Annotated in this window: 20 protein-coding genes; 5 read left to right on the forward strand and 15 right to left on the reverse strand. The window is 62.3% G+C overall.

The genetic code is table 11. The annotated features are described in order from the left end of the window. Positions 1-41: 41 nt before the first annotated feature. From rpoE to AC07OK_RS01535, 10 genes are all read right to left on the reverse strand, one after another. A complete protein-coding gene (gene rpoE / locus AC07OK_RS01490) occupies positions 42-644 on the reverse strand; it encodes an RNA polymerase sigma factor RpoE (protein ID WP_494688639.1) in 603 nt (200 codons plus the stop codon). 77 nt (positions 645-721) lie between these two features. Further along, positions 722-1,150, reverse strand: a complete 429-nt coding sequence (locus tag AC07OK_RS01495; protein ID WP_494688640.1) for a protein YgfX — start codon at positions 1,148-1,150, stop codon at positions 722-724. A gap of 177 nt (positions 1,151-1,327) precedes the next feature. Beyond that, positions 1,328-2,575, reverse strand: coding sequence for a beta-ketoacyl-ACP synthase II (gene fabF / locus AC07OK_RS01500; RefSeq protein WP_445228937.1), 1,248 nt, complete (start codon positions 2,573-2,575; stop codon positions 1,328-1,330). A 30-nt stretch (positions 2,576-2,605) separates the two neighbouring features. Further along, positions 2,606-2,845 (reverse strand): acyl carrier protein, encoded by a 240-nt coding sequence (acpP, locus tag AC07OK_RS01505; RefSeq protein ID WP_008449912.1) that lies wholly within the window; start codon positions 2,843-2,845, stop codon positions 2,606-2,608. Between the two features lie 156 nt (positions 2,846-3,001). After that, a complete protein-coding gene (gene fabG, locus AC07OK_RS01510) occupies positions 3,002-3,748 on the reverse strand; it encodes a 3-oxoacyl-ACP reductase FabG (protein ID WP_494688641.1) in 747 nt (248 codons plus the stop codon). 45 nt (positions 3,749-3,793) lie between these two features. Beyond that, entirely contained in the window at positions 3,794-4,735 is a 942-nt protein-coding gene (gene fabD / locus AC07OK_RS01515; RefSeq protein WP_494688642.1) for an ACP S-malonyltransferase, read from the reverse strand. Between the two features lie 112 nt (positions 4,736-4,847). Next, complete coding sequence (locus AC07OK_RS01520) at positions 4,848-5,861, reverse strand: beta-ketoacyl-ACP synthase III (protein WP_494688643.1); 1,014 nt, start codon at positions 5,859-5,861, stop codon at positions 4,848-4,850. 15 nt (positions 5,862-5,876) lie between these two features. Continuing rightward, positions 5,877-6,938: a phosphate acyltransferase PlsX gene (plsX, locus tag AC07OK_RS01525; protein WP_494688644.1), complete on the reverse strand. Its 1,062-nt coding sequence runs from the start codon at positions 6,936-6,938 to the stop codon at positions 5,877-5,879. 194 nt (positions 6,939-7,132) lie between these two features. Then, complete coding sequence (rpmF, locus tag AC07OK_RS01530) at positions 7,133-7,315, reverse strand: 50S ribosomal protein L32 (protein ID WP_008449924.1); 183 nt, start codon at positions 7,313-7,315, stop codon at positions 7,133-7,135. Positions 7,316-7,513: 198 nt separating this feature from the next. Continuing rightward, entirely contained in the window at positions 7,514-8,011 is a 498-nt protein-coding gene (locus tag AC07OK_RS01535) for a YceD family protein (protein ID WP_494688645.1), read from the reverse strand. Positions 8,012-8,139: 128 nt separating this feature from the next. On the opposite strand from AC07OK_RS01535, the gene AC07OK_RS01540 reads away from it, so the two are divergent. Genes AC07OK_RS01540 through AC07OK_RS01550 form a run of 3 tightly spaced genes read left to right on the forward strand, consistent with a single transcriptional unit; the run spans position 8,140 to position 10,727 of the window. Then, the gene (locus AC07OK_RS01540; protein ID WP_494688646.1) at positions 8,140-8,730 is read left to right on the forward strand and encodes a Maf family nucleotide pyrophosphatase; all 591 of its coding nucleotides are present in this window, start codon (positions 8,140-8,142) and stop codon (positions 8,728-8,730) included. 8 nt (positions 8,731-8,738) lie between these two features. Continuing rightward, positions 8,739-9,464 carry an SAM-dependent methyltransferase gene (locus AC07OK_RS01545; RefSeq protein ID WP_217945901.1) on the forward strand — a complete coding sequence of 242 codons (726 nt, stop codon included), beginning with the start codon at positions 8,739-8,741 and terminating at the stop codon, positions 9,462-9,464. Between the two features lie 3 nt (positions 9,465-9,467). After that, positions 9,468-10,727 carry a lipoprotein-releasing ABC transporter permease subunit gene (locus AC07OK_RS01550; RefSeq protein WP_494688647.1) on the forward strand — a complete coding sequence of 420 codons (1,260 nt, stop codon included), beginning with the start codon at positions 9,468-9,470 and terminating at the stop codon, positions 10,725-10,727. Between the two features lie 19 nt (positions 10,728-10,746). On the opposite strand, the gene AC07OK_RS01555 is transcribed toward AC07OK_RS01550, so the two are convergent. Continuing rightward, on the reverse strand, positions 10,747-12,015 hold the full coding sequence (locus tag AC07OK_RS01555; protein ID WP_494688648.1) for an EAL and HDOD domain-containing protein: 1,269 nt from the start codon (positions 12,013-12,015) through the stop codon (positions 10,747-10,749). Between the two features lie 105 nt (positions 12,016-12,120). After that, on the reverse strand, positions 12,121-13,050 hold the full coding sequence (locus AC07OK_RS01560) for a 23S rRNA (adenine(2030)-N(6))-methyltransferase RlmJ (RefSeq protein WP_494688649.1): 930 nt from the start codon (positions 13,048-13,050) through the stop codon (positions 12,121-12,123). A 176-nt stretch (positions 13,051-13,226) separates the two neighbouring features. Here AC07OK_RS01560 and AC07OK_RS01565 point away from each other — a divergent pair, with 176 nt between their 5' ends. Continuing rightward, positions 13,227-13,484 (forward strand): hypothetical protein, encoded by a 258-nt coding sequence (locus AC07OK_RS01565; RefSeq protein WP_492923629.1) that lies wholly within the window; start codon positions 13,227-13,229, stop codon positions 13,482-13,484. A 2-nt stretch (positions 13,485-13,486) separates the two neighbouring features. Further along, positions 13,487-13,708, forward strand: coding sequence for a hypothetical protein (locus AC07OK_RS01570; protein ID WP_494688650.1), 222 nt, complete (start codon positions 13,487-13,489; stop codon positions 13,706-13,708). 53 nt (positions 13,709-13,761) lie between these two features. On the opposite strand, the gene aceA is transcribed toward AC07OK_RS01570, so the two are convergent. The 3 genes from aceA to AC07OK_RS01585 all read right to left on the reverse strand — a co-directional run bounded on the left by aceA (position 13,762) and on the right by AC07OK_RS01585 (position 17,095). Then, entirely contained in the window at positions 13,762-15,057 is a 1,296-nt protein-coding gene (gene aceA / locus AC07OK_RS01575) for an isocitrate lyase (protein ID WP_494688651.1), read from the reverse strand. 282 nt (positions 15,058-15,339) lie between these two features. Next, the gene (gene rraA / locus AC07OK_RS01580) at positions 15,340-15,834 is read right to left on the reverse strand and encodes a ribonuclease E activity regulator RraA (RefSeq protein ID WP_494688652.1); all 495 of its coding nucleotides are present in this window, start codon (positions 15,832-15,834) and stop codon (positions 15,340-15,342) included. A gap of 37 nt (positions 15,835-15,871) precedes the next feature. Next, entirely contained in the window at positions 15,872-17,095 is a 1,224-nt protein-coding gene (locus tag AC07OK_RS01585; protein ID WP_494688653.1) for an MFS transporter, read from the reverse strand. Positions 17,096-17,162: the final 67 nt, after the last annotated feature.

The following is a 17,162-nucleotide window of genomic DNA, read 5'->3' on the forward strand; positions in this document are numbered from 1 at the left end:
CGCATTGCCAGACGCCAATAAGAATTGCCATCATTCGCCGCTTACCAGCGCTTGTCAACCGGCAAATCCAGCATAGGCCTCAATTTCTCGGCGATGACTTCGCGGGCGCGGAATATGCGACTGCGCACCGTGCCGATCGGACAGGCCATGATGTCGGAAATTTCCTCATAGCTCAGTCCCTCGATCTCGCGCAAGGCGATCGCGGTGCGTAAATCCACGGGCAAGGCGTCCATCGCCGCGTTGACGGTTTGGGCGATTTGCTTGCTTGCCAGCATGGATTCCGGCGTATTGATGTCGCGCAAATGCTCGCCATCGTTAAAGGCTTCGGCTTGTTCGGCGTCGGCTTCGGTCGACGTGGGCGTGCGGCGCCCCTGCGTCGCCAGAAAATTCTTGGCGGTGTTGATGCCGATGCGGTACAGCCACGTATAAAAGGCCGAGTCGCCACGGAAATGCCGCAGCGCGCGGTAGGCCTTGATAAATGTCTCCTGCACCACATCCTCGGCTTCGGCCGGATCGTGGACGATGCGCGACAGCAGGCGCATCAGCCGGCGTTGGTATTTCGCCACCAGCAGATCAAACGCCTGCTTGTCACCATCCCGTACCCGGTCCACCAGCACCTGGTCGCACTCACGTTCTGTCGTCACTCCTGCATTCCTCGGTGGCATGCAGCGTGGCCGAATAATATAGCCATATGCTATAGAGTTAGCCCGCTGCAAGAAGTTCACAGTGTTCGCGTTTTTATTTCAGCCCGTGCGGCGATGGCCCGGCAAGCCAGCGACAAGGCGCGCCAATCGGCGGGCGTTACACTGTCGAGCAACACCGTCACCAGCCGCACGTGGCCGTCGCCGTCGCCCAGCCGCAAAAGCAGCAAACCCGGCCATATGGTCGAGCCTTCCAGCAGGCGCAGCGCCATCCCCGTCTCCCGGTATACCGTCAGCCGCAATTGGCCGACAGCGGAAATATCAAGCTGACGTGCAAAACGATACGGACGTCCATGCCACAGGCCAAATAGCCCGGCCAGCACGCAACACAATGGCGCGTACCAACCGGGACAGGCGGCAGCCGACACCATCGCGCAGCAACACGCGCCGGCATGCAGCAGGCGCAAACCGGACGAGGGGCGAACGATGACGGAAACCGCGATCGACATGACAGCAGCGTGCGTTCAACAACGGTGCAACAAAACAGGGAATAACAATCGGAAGCGCCGACCGCGAAGGCCGGGCAATTCTGGCGCCGGCGAATGCCGGCGCCGAATCCACGCTCACCCTGTTTTGACAGGGATCGCGGGGATTAGTTCAACGCGAGGTCGAACTTTTTACGGACTTTAGATCTTGCCGAACACCAGGCTACCGTTGGTACCGCCGAAGCCGAACGAGTTCTTGACTGCATACTCGATCTTCATCGGACGGGCCACGTTAGCGCAGAAGTCCAGGTCGCAAGCAGGGTCCTGGTTGAAGATGTTGATGGTCGGAGGCGACACCTGATGGTGTACCGCCAGTACCGTAAACACTGCTTCCAGGCCGCCGGCGCCGCCCAACAGGTGACCGGTCATCGACTTGGTCGAATTGATCACCATGTTCTTGGCGTGCGCGCCGAAGGTGCGCTTGATGCCCTGCACTTCCGCCACGTCGCCTTGCGGGGTCGACGTGCCGTGTGCGTTCAGGTAGTGCACCTGGTCCGGATTGATGCCGGCGTTGGCCAGCGCTGCAATCACGGACTTGCTGCCGCCGCTGCCATCTTCCAATGGCGAGGTCATGTGATAAGCGTCAGCGCTCATCCCGAACCCCAGCAGCTCAGCGTAGATCTTGGCGCCGCGGGCCTTGGCGTGCTCGTACTCTTCGAGCACCATCACGCCAGCGCCTTCGCCCAGCACGAAACCGTCGCGGTCCATGTCCCAGGGGCGGGACGCGGTCGCTGGATCGTCGTTGCGGGTCGACAGCGCGCGGGCCGAGGCGAAACCGCCCAGACCCAGTGGCGACACGGTCGATTCCGCACCGCCTGCCACCATGACGTCGGCGTCGCCGTACTCAATCATGCGGGCAGCCGCGCCGATGCAGTGCAGGCCGGTGGTGCAGGCCGTGACGATCGACAGGTTAGGACCACGCATGCCGTACTTGATCGACAGGTTGCCCGAGATCATGTTGATGATCGAGGCAGGCACGAAGAACGGCGAAATACGGCGCGGACCGCGCTTGTCGTACTCTTCCTTGGTTTCTTCGATCAGCGGCAGGCCGCCGATACCGGAACCGATGATGACGCCGATGCGATCGGCGTTCTCTTCGGTGACGACGATGCCGGAGTCTTGCACCGACTGCATGCCGGCCGCCATGCCGTAATGGATAAACGTATCCATGTGGCGCGCTTCCTTGGCGGGGATGTAATCCTCGATATTGAAGCCTTTGACTTCACCGGCGAACTTGGTGGTGAAAGCTTGCGCATCAAACTTGGTGATGTTGGCAATCCCGGATTTACCCTCGGTGATCGCGGCCCACGATTCGGCAACAGTATTGCCGACCGGAGTCACGGCGCCCAGGCCGGTGATGACAACACGACGGTTTTTAGAACCTCTCAAGCGATTCTCCTAAAGTCGATCGGGCAGAAATTACGCCTTGACGTGGGCGGTAGCGTAGTCGATCGCTTGCTGCACGGTGGTGATCTTTTCTGCTTGTTCGTCAGGGATTTCCATTTCGAATTCGTCTTCCAGGGCCATCACCAGCTCCACGGTGTCCAGGGAGTCAGCGCCGAGGTCGTCGACGAACGAGGATTCGATCTTGATGTCTGCTTCGGCGACGCCCAGTTGCTCAGCGACGATTTTCTTAACGCGTTGTTCGATATCCGACATGTTATGGCTCCATTTTGTTTGTTACGGAAAGCGCGCATTTTATCAGGTTTGCGCACTGAAAAACTAATTTCGGTAGCTGCTGCGTATTTGCCTACAACTAGTCCGAAATCACTGCTAAAAGACGAGATCCGGTGAATTTTACGCCACCGGAACACATCAGTTCATGTACATCCCGCCGTTCACGTGCAGGGTGGTACCGGTAATATACGCCGCCTGCGGCGACGCCAGGAAGGCCACGGCGGCGGCGATGTCCTCGGGCTTGCCCAGGCGCGCCAGCGGAATCTGGGTCAGCAAGGCGGCATGCTGCTCTTCGCCCAGCGCCTTGGTCATGTCGGTGTCGATGAAGCCCGGCGCCACGCTGTTGACGGTGATGTTGCGGCTGCCGATTTCACGCGCCAGCGCGCGGCCCATGCCCTCCACGCCGGCCTTGGCGGCGGCGTAGTTCATCTGGCCCGGATTGCCGGAGGACGCCACCACCGAAGTGATGTTGATGATACGCCCGGTCTTGGCCTTCATCATGCCGCGCAGCACGGCGCGCGACAGGCGGCCGACCGAGCTCAGGTTGGTGGCGATGACGCTGTCCCACTCCTCGTCCTTCATGCGCATGGCCAACTGGTCCTGGGTGATGCCGGCGTTGTTGACCAGAATGCCGACGGCGCCCCAGGTCTTGCTGATTTCGTCGATGACGGCGGCGCAGCGCGCGGCGTCGGTGACATTGAGGACCATGCCCTTGCCGGCTTCTGCGCCGAGCTCGGCCAGATAGGCCGAGATCGCCTCGGCGCCGGCTTCGGTGGTGGCGGTGCCGATCACGCGGGCGCCTTGACGGGCCAGCTCCTGGGCAATGGCCTTGCCGATGCCACGCGATGCGCCCGTTACCAGGGCAATTTGATGTGCTAAATTCATTTGTATCCTTATACGTTGAGGGAGTGTGCCTGAAAACCCGGCCGCTTATTTAAGCAGGGTCAACACGCGCTCCAGCGAGGCTTGGTCGGTGATGGCGTCGCCCACCAGCGTGGCGTCGATGCGCTTGGTCAAGCCCATCAGCACCTTGCCGGGACCGCACTCGACCACTTGCGTGATGCCTTCGGCGGCGACTTTCTGCATGGTCTCGACCCAGCGCACCGGCGCGGCGGCCTGGCGCACCAGCGCATCCTTGATGCTGGCCGGATCGTTCAGCACGGCGACGTCGACGTTGTTGATCAACGCGATCTGCGGCGCCGAGAACGTCAGGCCATCCATGTACTCGCGCAGGCGGTCCGACGCCGGCTTCAGCAGCGACGAGTGGAACGGCGCCGACACCGGCAGCTTCATGGCGCGCTTGGCGCCCTTGGCCTTGGCGATCTCGCAGGCGCGCTCGACGGCGATGGTGTCGCCGGCGATCACCACTTGCAGCGGCGCGTTGAAGTTGACGGCCTCGACCACCGCGCCGACCACGGCGGCGGCGGCTTCGGCGCAGGCGGCGCGGACGTCGTCGTCCGACAGGCCCAGCACGACGGCCATGGTGCCCATGCCGACCGGCACGGCTTCCTGCATCGCCTGCGCGCGGAAGCGCACCAGCGGCACGGCATCCTTGAACGAGATCACACCGGCAGCCACCAACGCCGAGTATTCACCCAGGCTGTGGCCGGCAACGATGGACGGCAGCGGACCGCCGGCGGCGATCCAGGCGCGGTAGACAGCGACCGCGGCGGTCAGCATCACCGGCTGGGTATTGGTGGTCAGGTCGAGCTCTTCCTTCGGACCTTCGGCCATCAGCTTGCCCAGGTCGAATTGCAGGGCATCGGACGCTTCGGCGATGGTTTGCGCCACCACCGGATTACCGGCGAAGCCGTCCATCATCGCGATCGCTTGCGAACCCTGGCCTGGAAATACAAAAGCAAATTTAGTCATACTTCATCCATCTCATTTTTATTGAACGCTACGCTAGCATGCCATCGTGACAAGCTTGCTACCGCTGAGCCCGTTAGAACTCTAATTCTAATTCAGGCCGTTAAAACTTGGCCTAGTCCTGGCGAACATCAGGAAGGCCATTCATCTTCACCAGGACGGCGCCCCAGGTAAAGCCGCCGCCCACACCTTCCATCATGATGTGCTGGCCCTTCTTGATGCGGCCATCGCGCACGGCCACGTCCAGCGCCAGCGGGATCGACGCGGCCGAGGTATTGCCGTGCTGGTCGACGGTGACGACCATCTTCTCAACAGGCAGGCCCAGCTTCTTGGCGGTGCTGTTCATGATGCGGATATTGGCCTGGTGCGGAATCAGCCAGTCGATCTGGTCGGCGGTCATATTGGCCTTGTCCAGCGCTTCGTGCGCGACTTTTTCCAGTACCGACACAGCCAGTTTGAACACGGCGGGGCCATCCATGTAGAGGAAGGCGCTGCCGGCAACCGCGCCGCCGTCGACCGAACCCGGCACGCTGAGGATGTCCGAATAACGGCCGTCCGCGTGCAGCTTGGTGGCCAGGATGCCCGGCTCTTCCGATGCGCTCAACACGATGGCGCCGGCGCCGTCGCCGAACAGCACGCAGGTGGTGCGGTCGTCGAAATTGAGGATGCGCGAGAACACTTCGGCGCCGATCACCAGCACGTTCTTGTGCACACCGGCGCGGATGAAGGCGTCGGCGGTGGAGACGGCGTAGACGAAGCCGCTGCACACGGCCTGCACGTCGACCGCCGCGCTGTTGTTGGTGATGCCCAGCTTTTTCTGCACGATGCAGGCGGTGCTGGGGAAGCTGCCGAAGAAGTCCGGCGTCGAACTGGCCAGCACGATGAGGTCGATATCGTTCGGCTCCAGGCCGGCCATCTCCAGCGCCTGCTTGGCGGCGTTGACCGCCAGGTCGGACGATTTCTGTTCAGGCTCGGCGAAGTGGCGCGCCGAAATACCGCTGCGGCTGACAATCCATTCGTCCGAAGTCTCGATGCCTTTGGCGGCGAGTTGGTCAGCCAGATCCTGGTTGCTCACCCGCTTTTCCGGCAGATAGCTGCCGGTGCCTATAATTTTGCTGTACAAAGTCATGCCGTCTACCGTCCACTAAATAGTTGAGCTAGGTACTTCCGGAGTATCCGTGTTGCGCGGCATGAGCTCGGCGATCATTTCCGAGATATGTCCCAACACATCATTTTTTGCAGCATCATACGCTCGTCGGATCGCCCATTCAAATGAATAGGCGTCGGCGCCGCCGTGACTCTTGAACACCAGGCCGCGCAGGCCCAGCAGACTGGCACCATTATGACGCGATGGCTGGAAGCGGTCTTTGACCGCCTTCAGCGCGCCGCCACCGAACAGGGCGCCCAGCATGGTCAACAGGTTACGCTTGAATTCGGTGCGCAGCGTGTCGCCGAAGAAGCGCGCCACGCCCTCCACCGCCTTCAGGGTGACGTTGCCGACGAAACCGTCGCACACCACGATGTCGGTGGTGCCCTTGAAGATGTCGTTGCCTTCGACGTTGCCGTAGAAGTTGAGCGCGCCGCGCTCGTGATCGAGCTGCAGCAGCTTGCTGGTGGCCTTGACCACTTCGTTGCCCTTGATGTCTTCGGTGCCGACGTTCAGCAGGCCGATGGTGGGGCGCTCGATTTTTTCCATGGCGGCGACCAGCACCGAGCCCATGATGGCGAACTGGTGCAGGTGATGCGGTTCGCAATCGACGTTGGCGCCCAGGTCCAGCATATAGGTCGGACCATTTTTCTGGTTCGGCATGATGCCGCAGATGGCCGGACGGTCGACGCCGGTCATGGTCTTGAGCACGTAGCGCGACACCGCCATCAAGGCGCCGGTGTTGCCGGCCGAGACGCAGGCCTGGGCCTTGCCGTCCTTGACTTGCTCGATGGCGACGCGCATCGACGAATCCTTCTTGCGGCGCAGGGCCACTTCGAGCGGATCGTCCATGGTGACTTGTTCGGAAGCGTGTTGCACGGTGATGCGCGGATGCGCGTCGGCGTGCAGCTTTTTCAGTTCCGCGCGGATGACATCCTCCAAACCGACCAAGATCAGTTCAGCGTCAGGCTCACGTTTGAGGAAGGAAACAGCGGCGGGGATAGTGACCGACGGGCCGTGATCGCCACCCATACAGTCGATAGAAATTTTGATTGTCATTTGCTTTGATTCAGTACCACGCTCCAGCCTTTACGAGGCAAGCTGCGGCAAGCTGCGGACCAACACTTTCCAGGTCTACGCGTTTCAAAATGACGGTGTGCAAAAGAGGATTGCAGCCGATGATAAAGAAAAAGCGATGCTTCGCGAGTTATCCACGTAGCACCGCCTATTTCCGGGTCCAGCAAAAGCGTCGATTACTCGTCGTTTTTGGTTTTCAGGACTTTACGACCACGGTAGAAGCCGTTAGGGCTGATGTGGTGACGCAGGTGGGTTTCACCGGTGGTTGGCTCGATGCCCAGTTGTGGAGCAACCAGGAAATCGTGCGAACGGTGCATACCGCGCTTCGAAGGGGACTTCTTGTTCTGTTGAACTGCCATGTTAATGACTCCTAATACATAAGTTCTAAAATTTTAACACATTCGACCAGCAAATACATGCGAATCGAGTATCCTGCCGGCAAAACTGAACCGGCATAGTTAAACTGAGATTTACTACATTTCACTGCTGACTTGCCATACTCGATTTACTACACGCGTTTGACACGTTCTTTACAACACTACATATTCGGTACTGCTTTATTCGGATTTGAGGCCCTTGAGGGCGTCGAACGGCGACAGCTTCTCGCTCTTTGCCTTGTCCAGCAGAGCGGTATCGGGGCAGACTGCGTGTTTCGGCGTGTGCGGCAGGGCCAGCAACGCTTCGTCTTCCACCAAATCCATCAACTCCATGCTGCGGCTGCCGACGATCACATCGATCGTTTCGTCGCTGAGCATTTCTTCGATCTCGTCAGCCTGCTCATCGTCCTTGCCCAGCATCAGCACCGTTTGGGCATCGATGGTGTGCGCATACGAGGTCAGGCAGCGCTGGCAGACCAGTCGCACGGTGCCGGAAACCGACAGCGTCAACTGCGGGAAGCCCATCTTGCTGGTACCCCCTGCTGCCGTCCAGGTTATCGTGCCCGACGTATCGGCACAATCCTTGATCAAACGGGTCATTTCGGCAACAGGCGTCACGCCGTGCTGGCTGCCGTTGCTCCGACAAAAATCAAAGGCGTCGATCACAATAGCATTCATTACAGAAATTTCCCCGGAAAACCTGCGATAATAACAGGGTTTTCATCGTCAAGTCAAAGCCTTAGCGTATTTTTCGTTCTTTTTGTGCCGCTGGCACTACCGGCGACAGAGCATATAACATTCCCCACATGACATCAAGTTTACTCGTACTCGCCTCCAGCTCCGCCTACCGCAAGGAACTCTTATCACGGTTGCAACTGCCGTTCGACGTGGCGGTGCCGGACATCGACGAAAGCCCCCTCCCCGGCGAGTCGCCCAGCGCCACCGCGCTGCGCCTGGCGCGCGAAAAAGCCGCCGCCGTGGCCGCCAAGCTGCCGGGCCGCGTCGTCATCGGCTCCGACCAGGTCGCCACCTTGGACGACCGGCAAATCGGCAAGCCGGGCGACCACGCCAACGCGCTGGCCCAGCTGCAGACCATGCGCGGGCGCGAGGTGGTCTTCCACACCGCGCTGTGCGTATGGGATGGCCGCGACCAGAGCTTCCAATTGGAAGACATCCAGACCGTCGTCAAGTTCCGCGACCTGCCCGACGCCGAGCTGGACGCCTACCTGCGCATCGAGCAGCCCTACGACTGCGCCGGCAGCGCCAAGAACGAGGCGCTGGGCATCGCCATCCTGGAACGCATCGACAGCAGCGACCCGACCGCCCTCACCGGCTTGCCTTTGATCGCGCTGACAGGCATGCTGCGCAACATCGGCGTTTCTTTTTTTAATCTTTGACTGTTTTTATGCCCGGCACCCTCTTTTTAATACCGAACACCCTGGGCGAGACTGAAGCGCTCGCCTCCGTGCTGCCCGAACAGGTGCAGCAGATCACCTCGCAGCTCGACTATTTCGTCGCCGAGAACGCCAAGACGGCGCGCGCCTTCCTCAAACTGGTCAACGCCCAGCATCCGCTGGCCAAGCCGCTGCAGGAGATCACCATCTCCGAACTGAACGTCAACACCCCCGCGGCCGCGCTGGCGGGCCTGCTGGCGCCGCTGCTGGCGGGGCGCGATGGCGGCCTGGTGTCGGAAGCCGGCGTGCCGGCGGTGGCCGATCCCGGCGCCGACCTGGTGCGGCTGGCGCATCAGCACAACATCCCGGTGCGGCCGCTGGTGGGGCCGTCGTCCTTGCTACTGGCCGTCATGGCGAGCGGGCTGAACGGCCAGAGCTTCGCCTTCAACGGCTACCTGCCGACCGACGCGGCGCAGCGCACCACCCGCATCAAGGAACTGGAGCTGCGCTCGCGCAAGGAAAAGCAGACGCAGCTGTTCATCGAGACGCCCTACCGCAACGCCGCCATGCTCGAAGCGCTGATCGCGGCCTGCGCGCCGGGCACGCTGCTGTGCGTGGCGACCGACCTGAGCCTGCCGTCGGAAACCATCCGCACCATGACCGCGTCGCAATGGAAGAGCGCCAAGGCGCCGGACTTCCACAAGAAGCCGACCGTGTTCCTGCTGCTGGGCCAGTAAGCGGTGGCCCGCCACCTGCCGTACGAATGGCTGATCGGCGTGCGCTATGTGCGCGCCGGACGGCGCGGCGGCCGCAACAGCTTCGTCTCCTTCATGTCGCTGGCGTCGATCACCGGCGTCGGCCTGGGCGTCGCCGCGCTGATCGTGGTGCTGTCGGTGATGAACGGCTTCCAGCGCGACGTCAGCGCCCGCATGATCTCGGTCCTGTCGCACATCGAAGTGTATGACGCGCGCGGCCTGATGCCCGACTGGCCGGCGCTGGCCGCCGCGACGGCGCGCAACGGCGCGGTGCAGGCCAGCGCTCCCTTCCTCGAACTGCAGGGCATGCTGCTGGAGGGCGACCGCATGAAGCCGGCCACCCTGCGCGGCGTGCTGCCGGCGCAGGAAGCCAAGGTGGCCGAGTTCATCCAGGGCGACAACGCGGCCGGCTTCGCCGCGCTGACGCCAGGCGCCTACAACATCGTGCTCGGCGCCGACCTGGCCAGGGAACTGCACGTCAAGCAGGGCGAGCAGGTGATCCTGGCCCTGCCCTCGCAGCATTCGTCGCTCAGCAACATGATGCCGCAGACCCGCCGCTTCACCGTGGCCGGCACCTTCGAGATCGGCCACTTCGAATTCGATTCCGGCATGGCCTTCATCCACCTGCAAGACGCCGAGCAACTGCAGCAGGTCGACGCGCCGGCCGGCCTGCGCTTGCGCATCGCCGACGCCAACCAGGCGCCGCAGGTGGCGCAGGCGCTGAAGCAGACGCTGGACGGCCAGTACATCCTGCGCGACTGGACCCAGCGCAACGCCACCTGGTTCGCCGCGCTGCGCAGCCAGAAGACCATGATGTTCATCATCCTGTCGCTGATCGTCGCCGTGGCGGCGTTCAACGTGGTGGCCATGCTGGTGATGTCGGTGACCGACAAGCGCGCCGACGTCGCCATCCTGCGCACCCTGGGCGCGCGGCCGCTGTCGATCATGAAGATCTTCATGGTGCAGGGGCTGCTGTCGGGTCTGCTAGGGGTGGTGGCCGGCACCGCCGTCGGCGTGCTGATCGCCTGGAACCTGGGCGCGATGGTGGCCGCCTTCGAGCACCTGAGCGGCGCCCACCTGCTGGCCAAGAACATCTATTTCATCAGCGCCGTGCCGTCCGAGCTGCGTTGGGACGACGTGGCCGGCGTGGTCGCGGTGGCGGTGGCGCTGTCCTTCCTGTCGACGCTGTATCCGAGCTGGTGGGCGACGCGCAGCCAGCCGGCCGACGCCCTGCGCCATGAATAGCGGGCCGCCGCGCCAGTGACTAGACGCTGCGGGTGTAGTCGGTGACCCACTCGATCGCGGCCAGCTGGATCGCGTACAGCTCGGCCGGGGTCAGCTCCAGCTGGTGCAGCATCTGCGCCAGCTGCTTGCCGTCGCGGTTGCGCTCGATGTGCTCGATCAGGCTCAGCATGCTGCCGTAGTCGCCGCTGCGGTGCAGCAGCGCGGCGCGCACCTCGTCGAGCACGTTGACGCTTTCCAGCACGTCGCGCATGTGGATGGAGAACAGCGTGTCCATCAGCGACATCACCCCCACCGTGAAGCCGATGTCGGCGCTGACGCGCTGCCCCGGCCGCAAATGTTCGACCATCAGCTCCATCGTCTTGCCGCGCGTGGTGGCCAGCTGCAGCAAGGGCGAGGTGAATTCCTGCGCGCCGCCGCTCTTCACGTACAACAGGATCTGCAGCCAGCGCTTGAGCTGGCGCCGCCCCAGCACCATCAGCGCATGGCCAACCGAGTTGATGCGGTAGCGCGCGCCGACCGCCGGCGTGTTCACCAACCGCAGCAAATTCAAGGTGATCAGCGCGTCGTGCTTGACGCTGCGCTCGATCTCGTGGCTGCTGGCGTCGGTGTTGAGCAGGTCCAGCAAATGCAGCACGCTGCGCTGCGACGGCGAAATCTTCTTGCCGCTGAGGATGACGGGGCGCGCGAAATAATAGCCCTGGAAATATTCGAAGCCCAGCTCCATGCACTGCTGGAACTCCTCCATCGTCTCGACCTTTTCGGCCAGCAGCTTTTGCCTGGGGTTCTTCAGCACGCGCGTCAGCGCCGGCAAGGTGCCGGGCTGCATCTCCTTGATGTCGACCTTGATGACGTCGCACAGCGGCTGGAATTTTTGCACGTCTTCGGACTGGCCGATCACGTCGTCCAGCGCGAACTTGAAGCCGGCCTGCTTCAATTCGCGGATGCGGTCGAGGATTTCCGGCGTGGCTTTGACGGTCTCCAGGATTTCCAGGATGACCTTGTCGTTCGGCAGAAAACGGATGAAGTCGCTCATCAGGCCGATGGCGTCGACGTTGACGAAGGCCATCTGGTCGCCCACCACGTGCTCCATGCCCAGCTCGGCAGCGTGGGCGATCACGGTCGCGGTGGCCTCGGCGTCGTCGGTGATGGTGGCTTCGTTGCGAACGCGGGCGTCGCGAAAGAGCAGCTCGTATGCCACCAGCCGCTGTCCCCGGTTGAGGATGGGCTGGCGCGCAAGAAAGAAATTATCGGCTAGCTTGGACGGCATCGTGGACGGCGCGATCATCATGGGAAACTCCCAATCTGCAATCTGCTTTTATTCGGTTTGCCGTCTCAAGCGGCAATCCGCTAATTACGAGACTATACCTGCCTATACCGTCCTGACAACATTTTTCTAGCGCGTAACTGGCCGGCGCACCGCATTGTTGCGTACACCCGTCGGTTTGCCGCTTTCCAGCGTGAACCGGGCGCCGGAATCCTTGCCCAGCACCTTGACCAGGTAGGGCGTGACTTCCTTCAGCATCGGCTCCAGCGTGTACGGCGGGTTCAAAATGAACATGCCGCTGCTGTGCAAACCGAAGCCGTCCGGCATCGGCGTGTTGGTGGTCAGCACGACGTTGAGCCAGTCGCTGCATTGCAGCTGTTTGAGCTTGTCGGCGAACTGGCGCGACTCCATGCGATGCAGCAGCGGATACCAGACCGCGTAGGTGCCGGTCGGGAAGCGCACCAGCGCCTCGGCCAGCGTGTCCTTGACCTTTTTGTAGTCCTGCTTGTCTTCATACGGCGGATCGATCAGCACCAGCGCGCGGCGCGACGGCGGCGGCAGCAGCGCCTTCAGCGCCTGGAAGCCGTCGCCGCGGGTGACCAGCACGCGCTTGCCGCGCGTGGTCGAGCGGATGCCCTGCTGCGCGGCATGCTCGTCGAGCTTGCGGAAGTTATCGGCCAGCAGCTTGGCGTCGGCCGGGTGCAGCTCGAACAGGCGCAGGCGGTCCTGCTCGCGCGCGACCTGGTCGGCGATGTAGGGCGAACCCGGGTAGTAGCGCATCTTGCCGCTCGGGTTCATGGCGCGCACCAGGTCGACGTATTCCTTGAGCGCCGCCGGCATGTCGGTGCGCTCCCACAGCGGGCCGATGCCGGTGTCGTACTCGGCATTCTTGGAGGCGAAGGTGCCGTCGAGCGCGTAGACGCCGGCGCCGGAATGGGTGTCGATATAGCTGTACGCGGTATCTTTTTGATTCAGATACTGCATCAACTGGATGGTCACGAAATGCTTCAACACATCGGCGTGATTACCCGCGTGAAAACCGTGGCGGTAACTCAACATAACTTTGGTACTTCCTAAATGAGATGGTGCGGAACAATCCGGCATTATCCACTAGAAAGCGCCTGCCGCCAAAAAAGCGCCCATATCGTTTGCGTCAAAGCGTGCACCAGCATGGTGACTAAGATGGAACAGCCGTGCTGCATCCGCAGGCGCGGTGACCTTTCATGGAGGAGATTATGGCATTCAACAACGTAGGTCCGCTGACCTTCCTGGCGCCGGGGCAAACGGCGTTCTGGAGCTACAGCTATCCCAGCGACCATGGCACGCAGTTCGCCTCGGCCGACGTCAAGGCGCCCAACCTGGGCGCGGTCCACATGGCGGACCAGCAAAGCAAGCGCAAGGAAAACAACGGCAACGCCACCTATTTCGTCCAGATCCACAACAAGGGCATAGGCGGCGCCTTCCACAACCTGCAAGGCGGAGGCATGGTATGAAAATGACGATCATTACGGACGACCAGAACAACATCCTGGGCGCAGTCCAAGGCCATTCGCTGACCGACAAGCAGGGACAGGTGGAAGCGAGCGTATCGTTCGCGCCCGGCCACACCACCCACATGCTGGAGGTTGACGACGACCTGGGCACCATCAACGACATCGACGACTTCCAGGGCCGTCTGAAACAGCATCTGGATCAGCACCTGGCCGGCAAGCCCTGAAGCAATAACGCGGCGCGGGCAAGCTGCTGCCAGCCTGCGCCGCGCCGCCCAACTCAGGCCACCTTCTTGTCGAAGAATTGTTCATCCTCGGTCGAACCGTGCAACGCGGTGGTCGACGACTGGCCGTTCTGGATGCACTGGGTCACCGCATCGAAGTAGCCGGTGCCCACTTCCCGCTGGTGCTTGACGGCCGTGTAGCCCTTCTCGGCGGCGGCGAATTCCGCCTCCTGCAATTCCACAAAGGCCGACATCTGGCGCCGCGCATAGCCGTGCGCCAGGTTGAACATGCCGTAGTTCAGCGCATGGAAGCCGGCCAGCGTGATGAACTGGAACTTGTAGCCCATGGCGCCCAGCTCCCGCTGGAACCTGGCGATGGTGGCGTCGTCCAGGTTTTTCTTCCAGTTGAACGAAGGCGAGCAGTTGTAGGCCAACATCTTGCCGGGGAAGCGGGCGTGCACGGCTTCGGCGAACCGCTTGGCGAAGGCCAGGTCGGGCTTGCCGGTCTCGCACCAGACCAGGTCGGCGTACGGCGCATACGCCAGCGCGCGCGAGATCGCCTGCTCCATGCCCGGCTTGACCTTGTAGAAGCCCTCCACCGTGCGTTCGCCGGTGCAGAAGGGTTTGTCGTTGTCGTCCACGTCCGAGGTCAGCAGGTCGGCCGCTTCGGCGTCGGTGCGGGCGATCACCAGCGTCGAGACGCCCATGACATCGGCCGCCAGCCGGGCCGCGGTCAGTTTTTCGATGGCTTCACGCGACGGCACCAGCACCTTGCCGCCCATGTGGCCGCATTTCTTGACCGACGCCAGCTGGTCTTCGAAGTGCACGCCGGCGGCGCCGGCCTCGATCATGGATTTCATCAGCTCGTAGGCGTTCAGCACGCCGCCGAAGCCGGCTTCGGCGTCGGCCACGATGGGCGCGAAGAAATCGATGTCGTCCTTGCCTTCGGACCACTGGATCTGGTCGGCGCGCTGGAAGGTGTTGTTGATGCGCTTGACCACCATCGGCACCGAGTTGGCCGGATACAGCGACTGGTCGGGGTACATTTCGCCGGCCAGGTTGGCGTCGCCGGCAACTTGCCAGCCGGACAGGTAAATCGCTTTCAGGCCGGCTTTGACTTGCTGCATGGCCTGGTTGCCGGTCAGCGCGCCGAGCGCGTTGATGTAGGGCTCATTGTTGACCAGGCTCCACAGTTTTTCGGCGCCGCGCTTGGCCAGGGTGTGCTCGATCTGCAAGGAGCCGCGCAAGCGCACCACGTCTGCGGCGCTGTAAGTACGGGTGACGCCCTTCCAGCGAGGGTTGCTGTCCCAGTCCTGTTGCAAGGCTGCGATTTGCTGTTCACGGGTTGCCATGGTGCTCTCCTATTTAAAAACGAAATCCGTTAATCAAATAGTAGACCTCTTTGTGCCATGCACCAATAGTCTTATATAAGACATATAACTAAATATATCTCATTAAAAATCATGTACTTATGTTTATTTTTTTATGATGCGGGATGACATTTCTTGGAATGGAAGAGAAAAAGGTATCCGCCAGTCACCTATTCCCGCGATGTGAAATGAATGCCCCGCCAGATGAAAAACACCCCGTCCGCCGCGTGGCTGACGGGGTGTCCAGGAACTGCACGATCGGGCTCAGGCAAGCATTTGCTGCGCCACCAGAATGCCGTCGGCGTCGGCGTAGATCCAGTCGCCAGGCTGCACCGGCACACCCTGGATGTGCACCCGCACGTTGCGCTCGCCAACGCCCTTCTTGTTGCTCTTTTGCGGATGGGCGGCCAGCGCCCGCACGCCGATTTCGCAGGAATTGATCTCATCGCAGTCGCGGATGCAGCCGTCGACGATGATGCCGGCCCAGCCGTTGTCCTGGGCCAGCAAGCCCAGCTGGCCGCCGACCAGCGCGCGGCGCAGGCTGCCGCCGCCGTCGATCACCAGCACGTTGCCGCCGCCCTGGGTTTCCAGCACCGACCGCACCAGCGCATTGTCCTCATGTACCTTGAGCGTGGTCACGCGGCCGGAAAAACGCCGCTGCTTGCCAAAGTGCAGGAACACCGGCGGCAGCACGGCCAGGCGGCCGTCCTCCAGCAGCTTGGCGTTGTCGTCGCATAAATCGGTGGTGGCAAAGCTCATGGCGGTCCCGTGCGTGTTGGTTAAGATAGCAAGGATTCTAAGCTGTTTTGGGCATGCCCACCACGCGGGTCTTGCTGCCGACCCCGATCGCGGTCAGTATCACCAGCGCCTGGAACACGGCGATGCCGATGAATACGCCCGACGGATGGTTGGCGTCCATCAGCGCGCCGAACAGCAGCGGCCCCAGCGCCAGCCCGCTGTCCAGGCCGGAATACACGACGCCGAACACGCGGCCGGTGGCATTGGCCGGCGCCGCGCCGCGTATCAGCAGATCGCGCGACGGCCCCGAGATGCCGGTCACCAGGCCGATCAATCCCATCAGCACCACCGCCATCCAGGCCGGCACCACGGCGGCGGCCAGCACCAGCGCCAGCAGCGCCGCCGAGCCGAACGCCAGCATGATGATGCGGTCGTGTTGGCGGCTGCCGGCGCCCAGGAAGCCGCCGTACAGCATGCCCACCGCCGAGGCCAGCATATAGGCGGTGTAGGCCGTGGTGGCCCACGCCAGCGACATGCCGTACAAGCTCACCAGGCTGGTGGCCGCGAAGCTCTGGATGCCGGCCAGCGCCACCGCCGAGATCAGGAAGAAGGCAAAGCACATCCACACCACCTCCAGCCGCAGGAAGCTGAACGCACTGACCTTGCCGCCGCCGGCCGGCCCAGCCGCCGGCGCCGCGACCGGCTCCGGCCGCAGCGCGTGGCGGTTCCACACCAGCAGCGCCAGCACCGCCAGCGGCAGCAGGGCCGCGCTCAACAGCGCCGTGCGCCAGTCCGTGCGCGCCGCCACGAAGGTCAGGAACAGCGGCGAAATCGCCCAGCCGATATTGCCGCTGATGCCGTGCACCGAAAAGCCGTGCGTCAGCCGCGCCTTGGACACCCGCTGGTTCAGCAGCGTGTAGTCGGCCGGATGGAACACGCTGTTGCCGCAGCCGGCCAGGAAAGCCCCCAGCATCAGCTGCGCGTAGCTGTGCGCGCTCGACAGCATCACAGCCGACAAACCCAGCAGCGCGATGCCGCTGAACAGCACCGTGCGCGCGCTGTAGCGGTCGACGATGAAGCCGGCCATCGCCTGTCCCACGCCGGAGACGGTGAAAAACACCGTCATCAGCAAGCCCAGCTCGGCATAGGAAAGATGGAATTCCGGCTTCAGCCAGGGGATCAGTGCCGCCAGGATCACGTGGTAGAAATGCGAAGTGCCATGCGCCAGCCCGACCAGGCCGATGACCCTGGCGTCCTGCCGCAGCAACGATGTGTGGTTCATGCCGCCTCCCTGTTTCAAAAAAAGAAAGCATAGTGTAAGCATTTGGCGCCAGGCCGATTTAAGATAG

The sequence above is a fragment of the Duganella sp. GW821-FHT07G03 genome (assembly GCF_059418605.1).

Bases quoted from the DNA above. Each gene is read 5' to 3' on its own strand.
- AC07OK_RS01495 (WP_494688640.1), bottom strand. From the start codon at position 1,150: ATGTCGATCGCGGTTTCCGTCATCGTTCGCCCCTCGTCCGGTTTGCGC.
- acpP (WP_008449912.1), bottom strand. From the start codon at position 2,845: ATGTCGGATATCGAACAACGCGTTAAGAAAATCGTCGCTGAGCAACTG.
- fabG (WP_494688641.1), bottom strand. From the start codon at position 3,748: ATGAATTTAGCACATCAAATTGCCCTGGTAACGGGCGCATCGCGTGGC.
- fabD (WP_494688642.1), bottom strand. From the start codon at position 4,735: ATGACTAAATTTGCTTTTGTATTTCCAGGCCAGGGTTCGCAAGCGATC.
- AC07OK_RS01520 (WP_494688643.1), bottom strand. From the start codon at position 5,861: ATGACTTTGTACAGCAAAATTATAGGCACCGGCAGCTATCTGCCGGAA.
- plsX (WP_494688644.1), bottom strand. From the start codon at position 6,938: ATGACAATCAAAATTTCTATCGACTGTATGGGTGGCGATCACGGCCCG.
- rpmF (WP_008449924.1), bottom strand. From the start codon at position 7,315: ATGGCAGTTCAACAGAACAAGAAGTCCCCTTCGAAGCGCGGTATGCAC.
- AC07OK_RS01535 (WP_494688645.1), bottom strand. From the start codon at position 8,011: ATGAATGCTATTGTGATCGACGCCTTTGATTTTTGTCGGAGCAACGGC.
- AC07OK_RS01540 (WP_494688646.1), top strand. From the start codon at position 8,140: ATGACATCAAGTTTACTCGTACTCGCCTCCAGCTCCGCCTACCGCAAG.
- AC07OK_RS01545 (WP_217945901.1), top strand. From the start codon at position 8,739: ATGCCCGGCACCCTCTTTTTAATACCGAACACCCTGGGCGAGACTGAA.
- AC07OK_RS01555 (WP_494688648.1), bottom strand. From the start codon at position 12,015: ATGATGATCGCGCCGTCCACGATGCCGTCCAAGCTAGCCGATAATTTC.
- AC07OK_RS01560 (WP_494688649.1), bottom strand. From the start codon at position 13,050: ATGTTGAGTTACCGCCACGGTTTTCACGCGGGTAATCACGCCGATGTG.
- AC07OK_RS01565 (WP_492923629.1), top strand. From the start codon at position 13,227: ATGGCATTCAACAACGTAGGTCCGCTGACCTTCCTGGCGCCGGGGCAA.
- AC07OK_RS01570 (WP_494688650.1), top strand. From the start codon at position 13,487: ATGACGATCATTACGGACGACCAGAACAACATCCTGGGCGCAGTCCAA.
- aceA (WP_494688651.1), bottom strand. From the start codon at position 15,057: ATGGCAACCCGTGAACAGCAAATCGCAGCCTTGCAACAGGACTGGGAC.
- rraA (WP_494688652.1), bottom strand. From the start codon at position 15,834: ATGAGCTTTGCCACCACCGATTTATGCGACGACAACGCCAAGCTGCTG.
- AC07OK_RS01585 (WP_494688653.1), bottom strand. From the start codon at position 17,095: ATGAACCACACATCGTTGCTGCGGCAGGACGCCAGGGTCATCGGCCTG.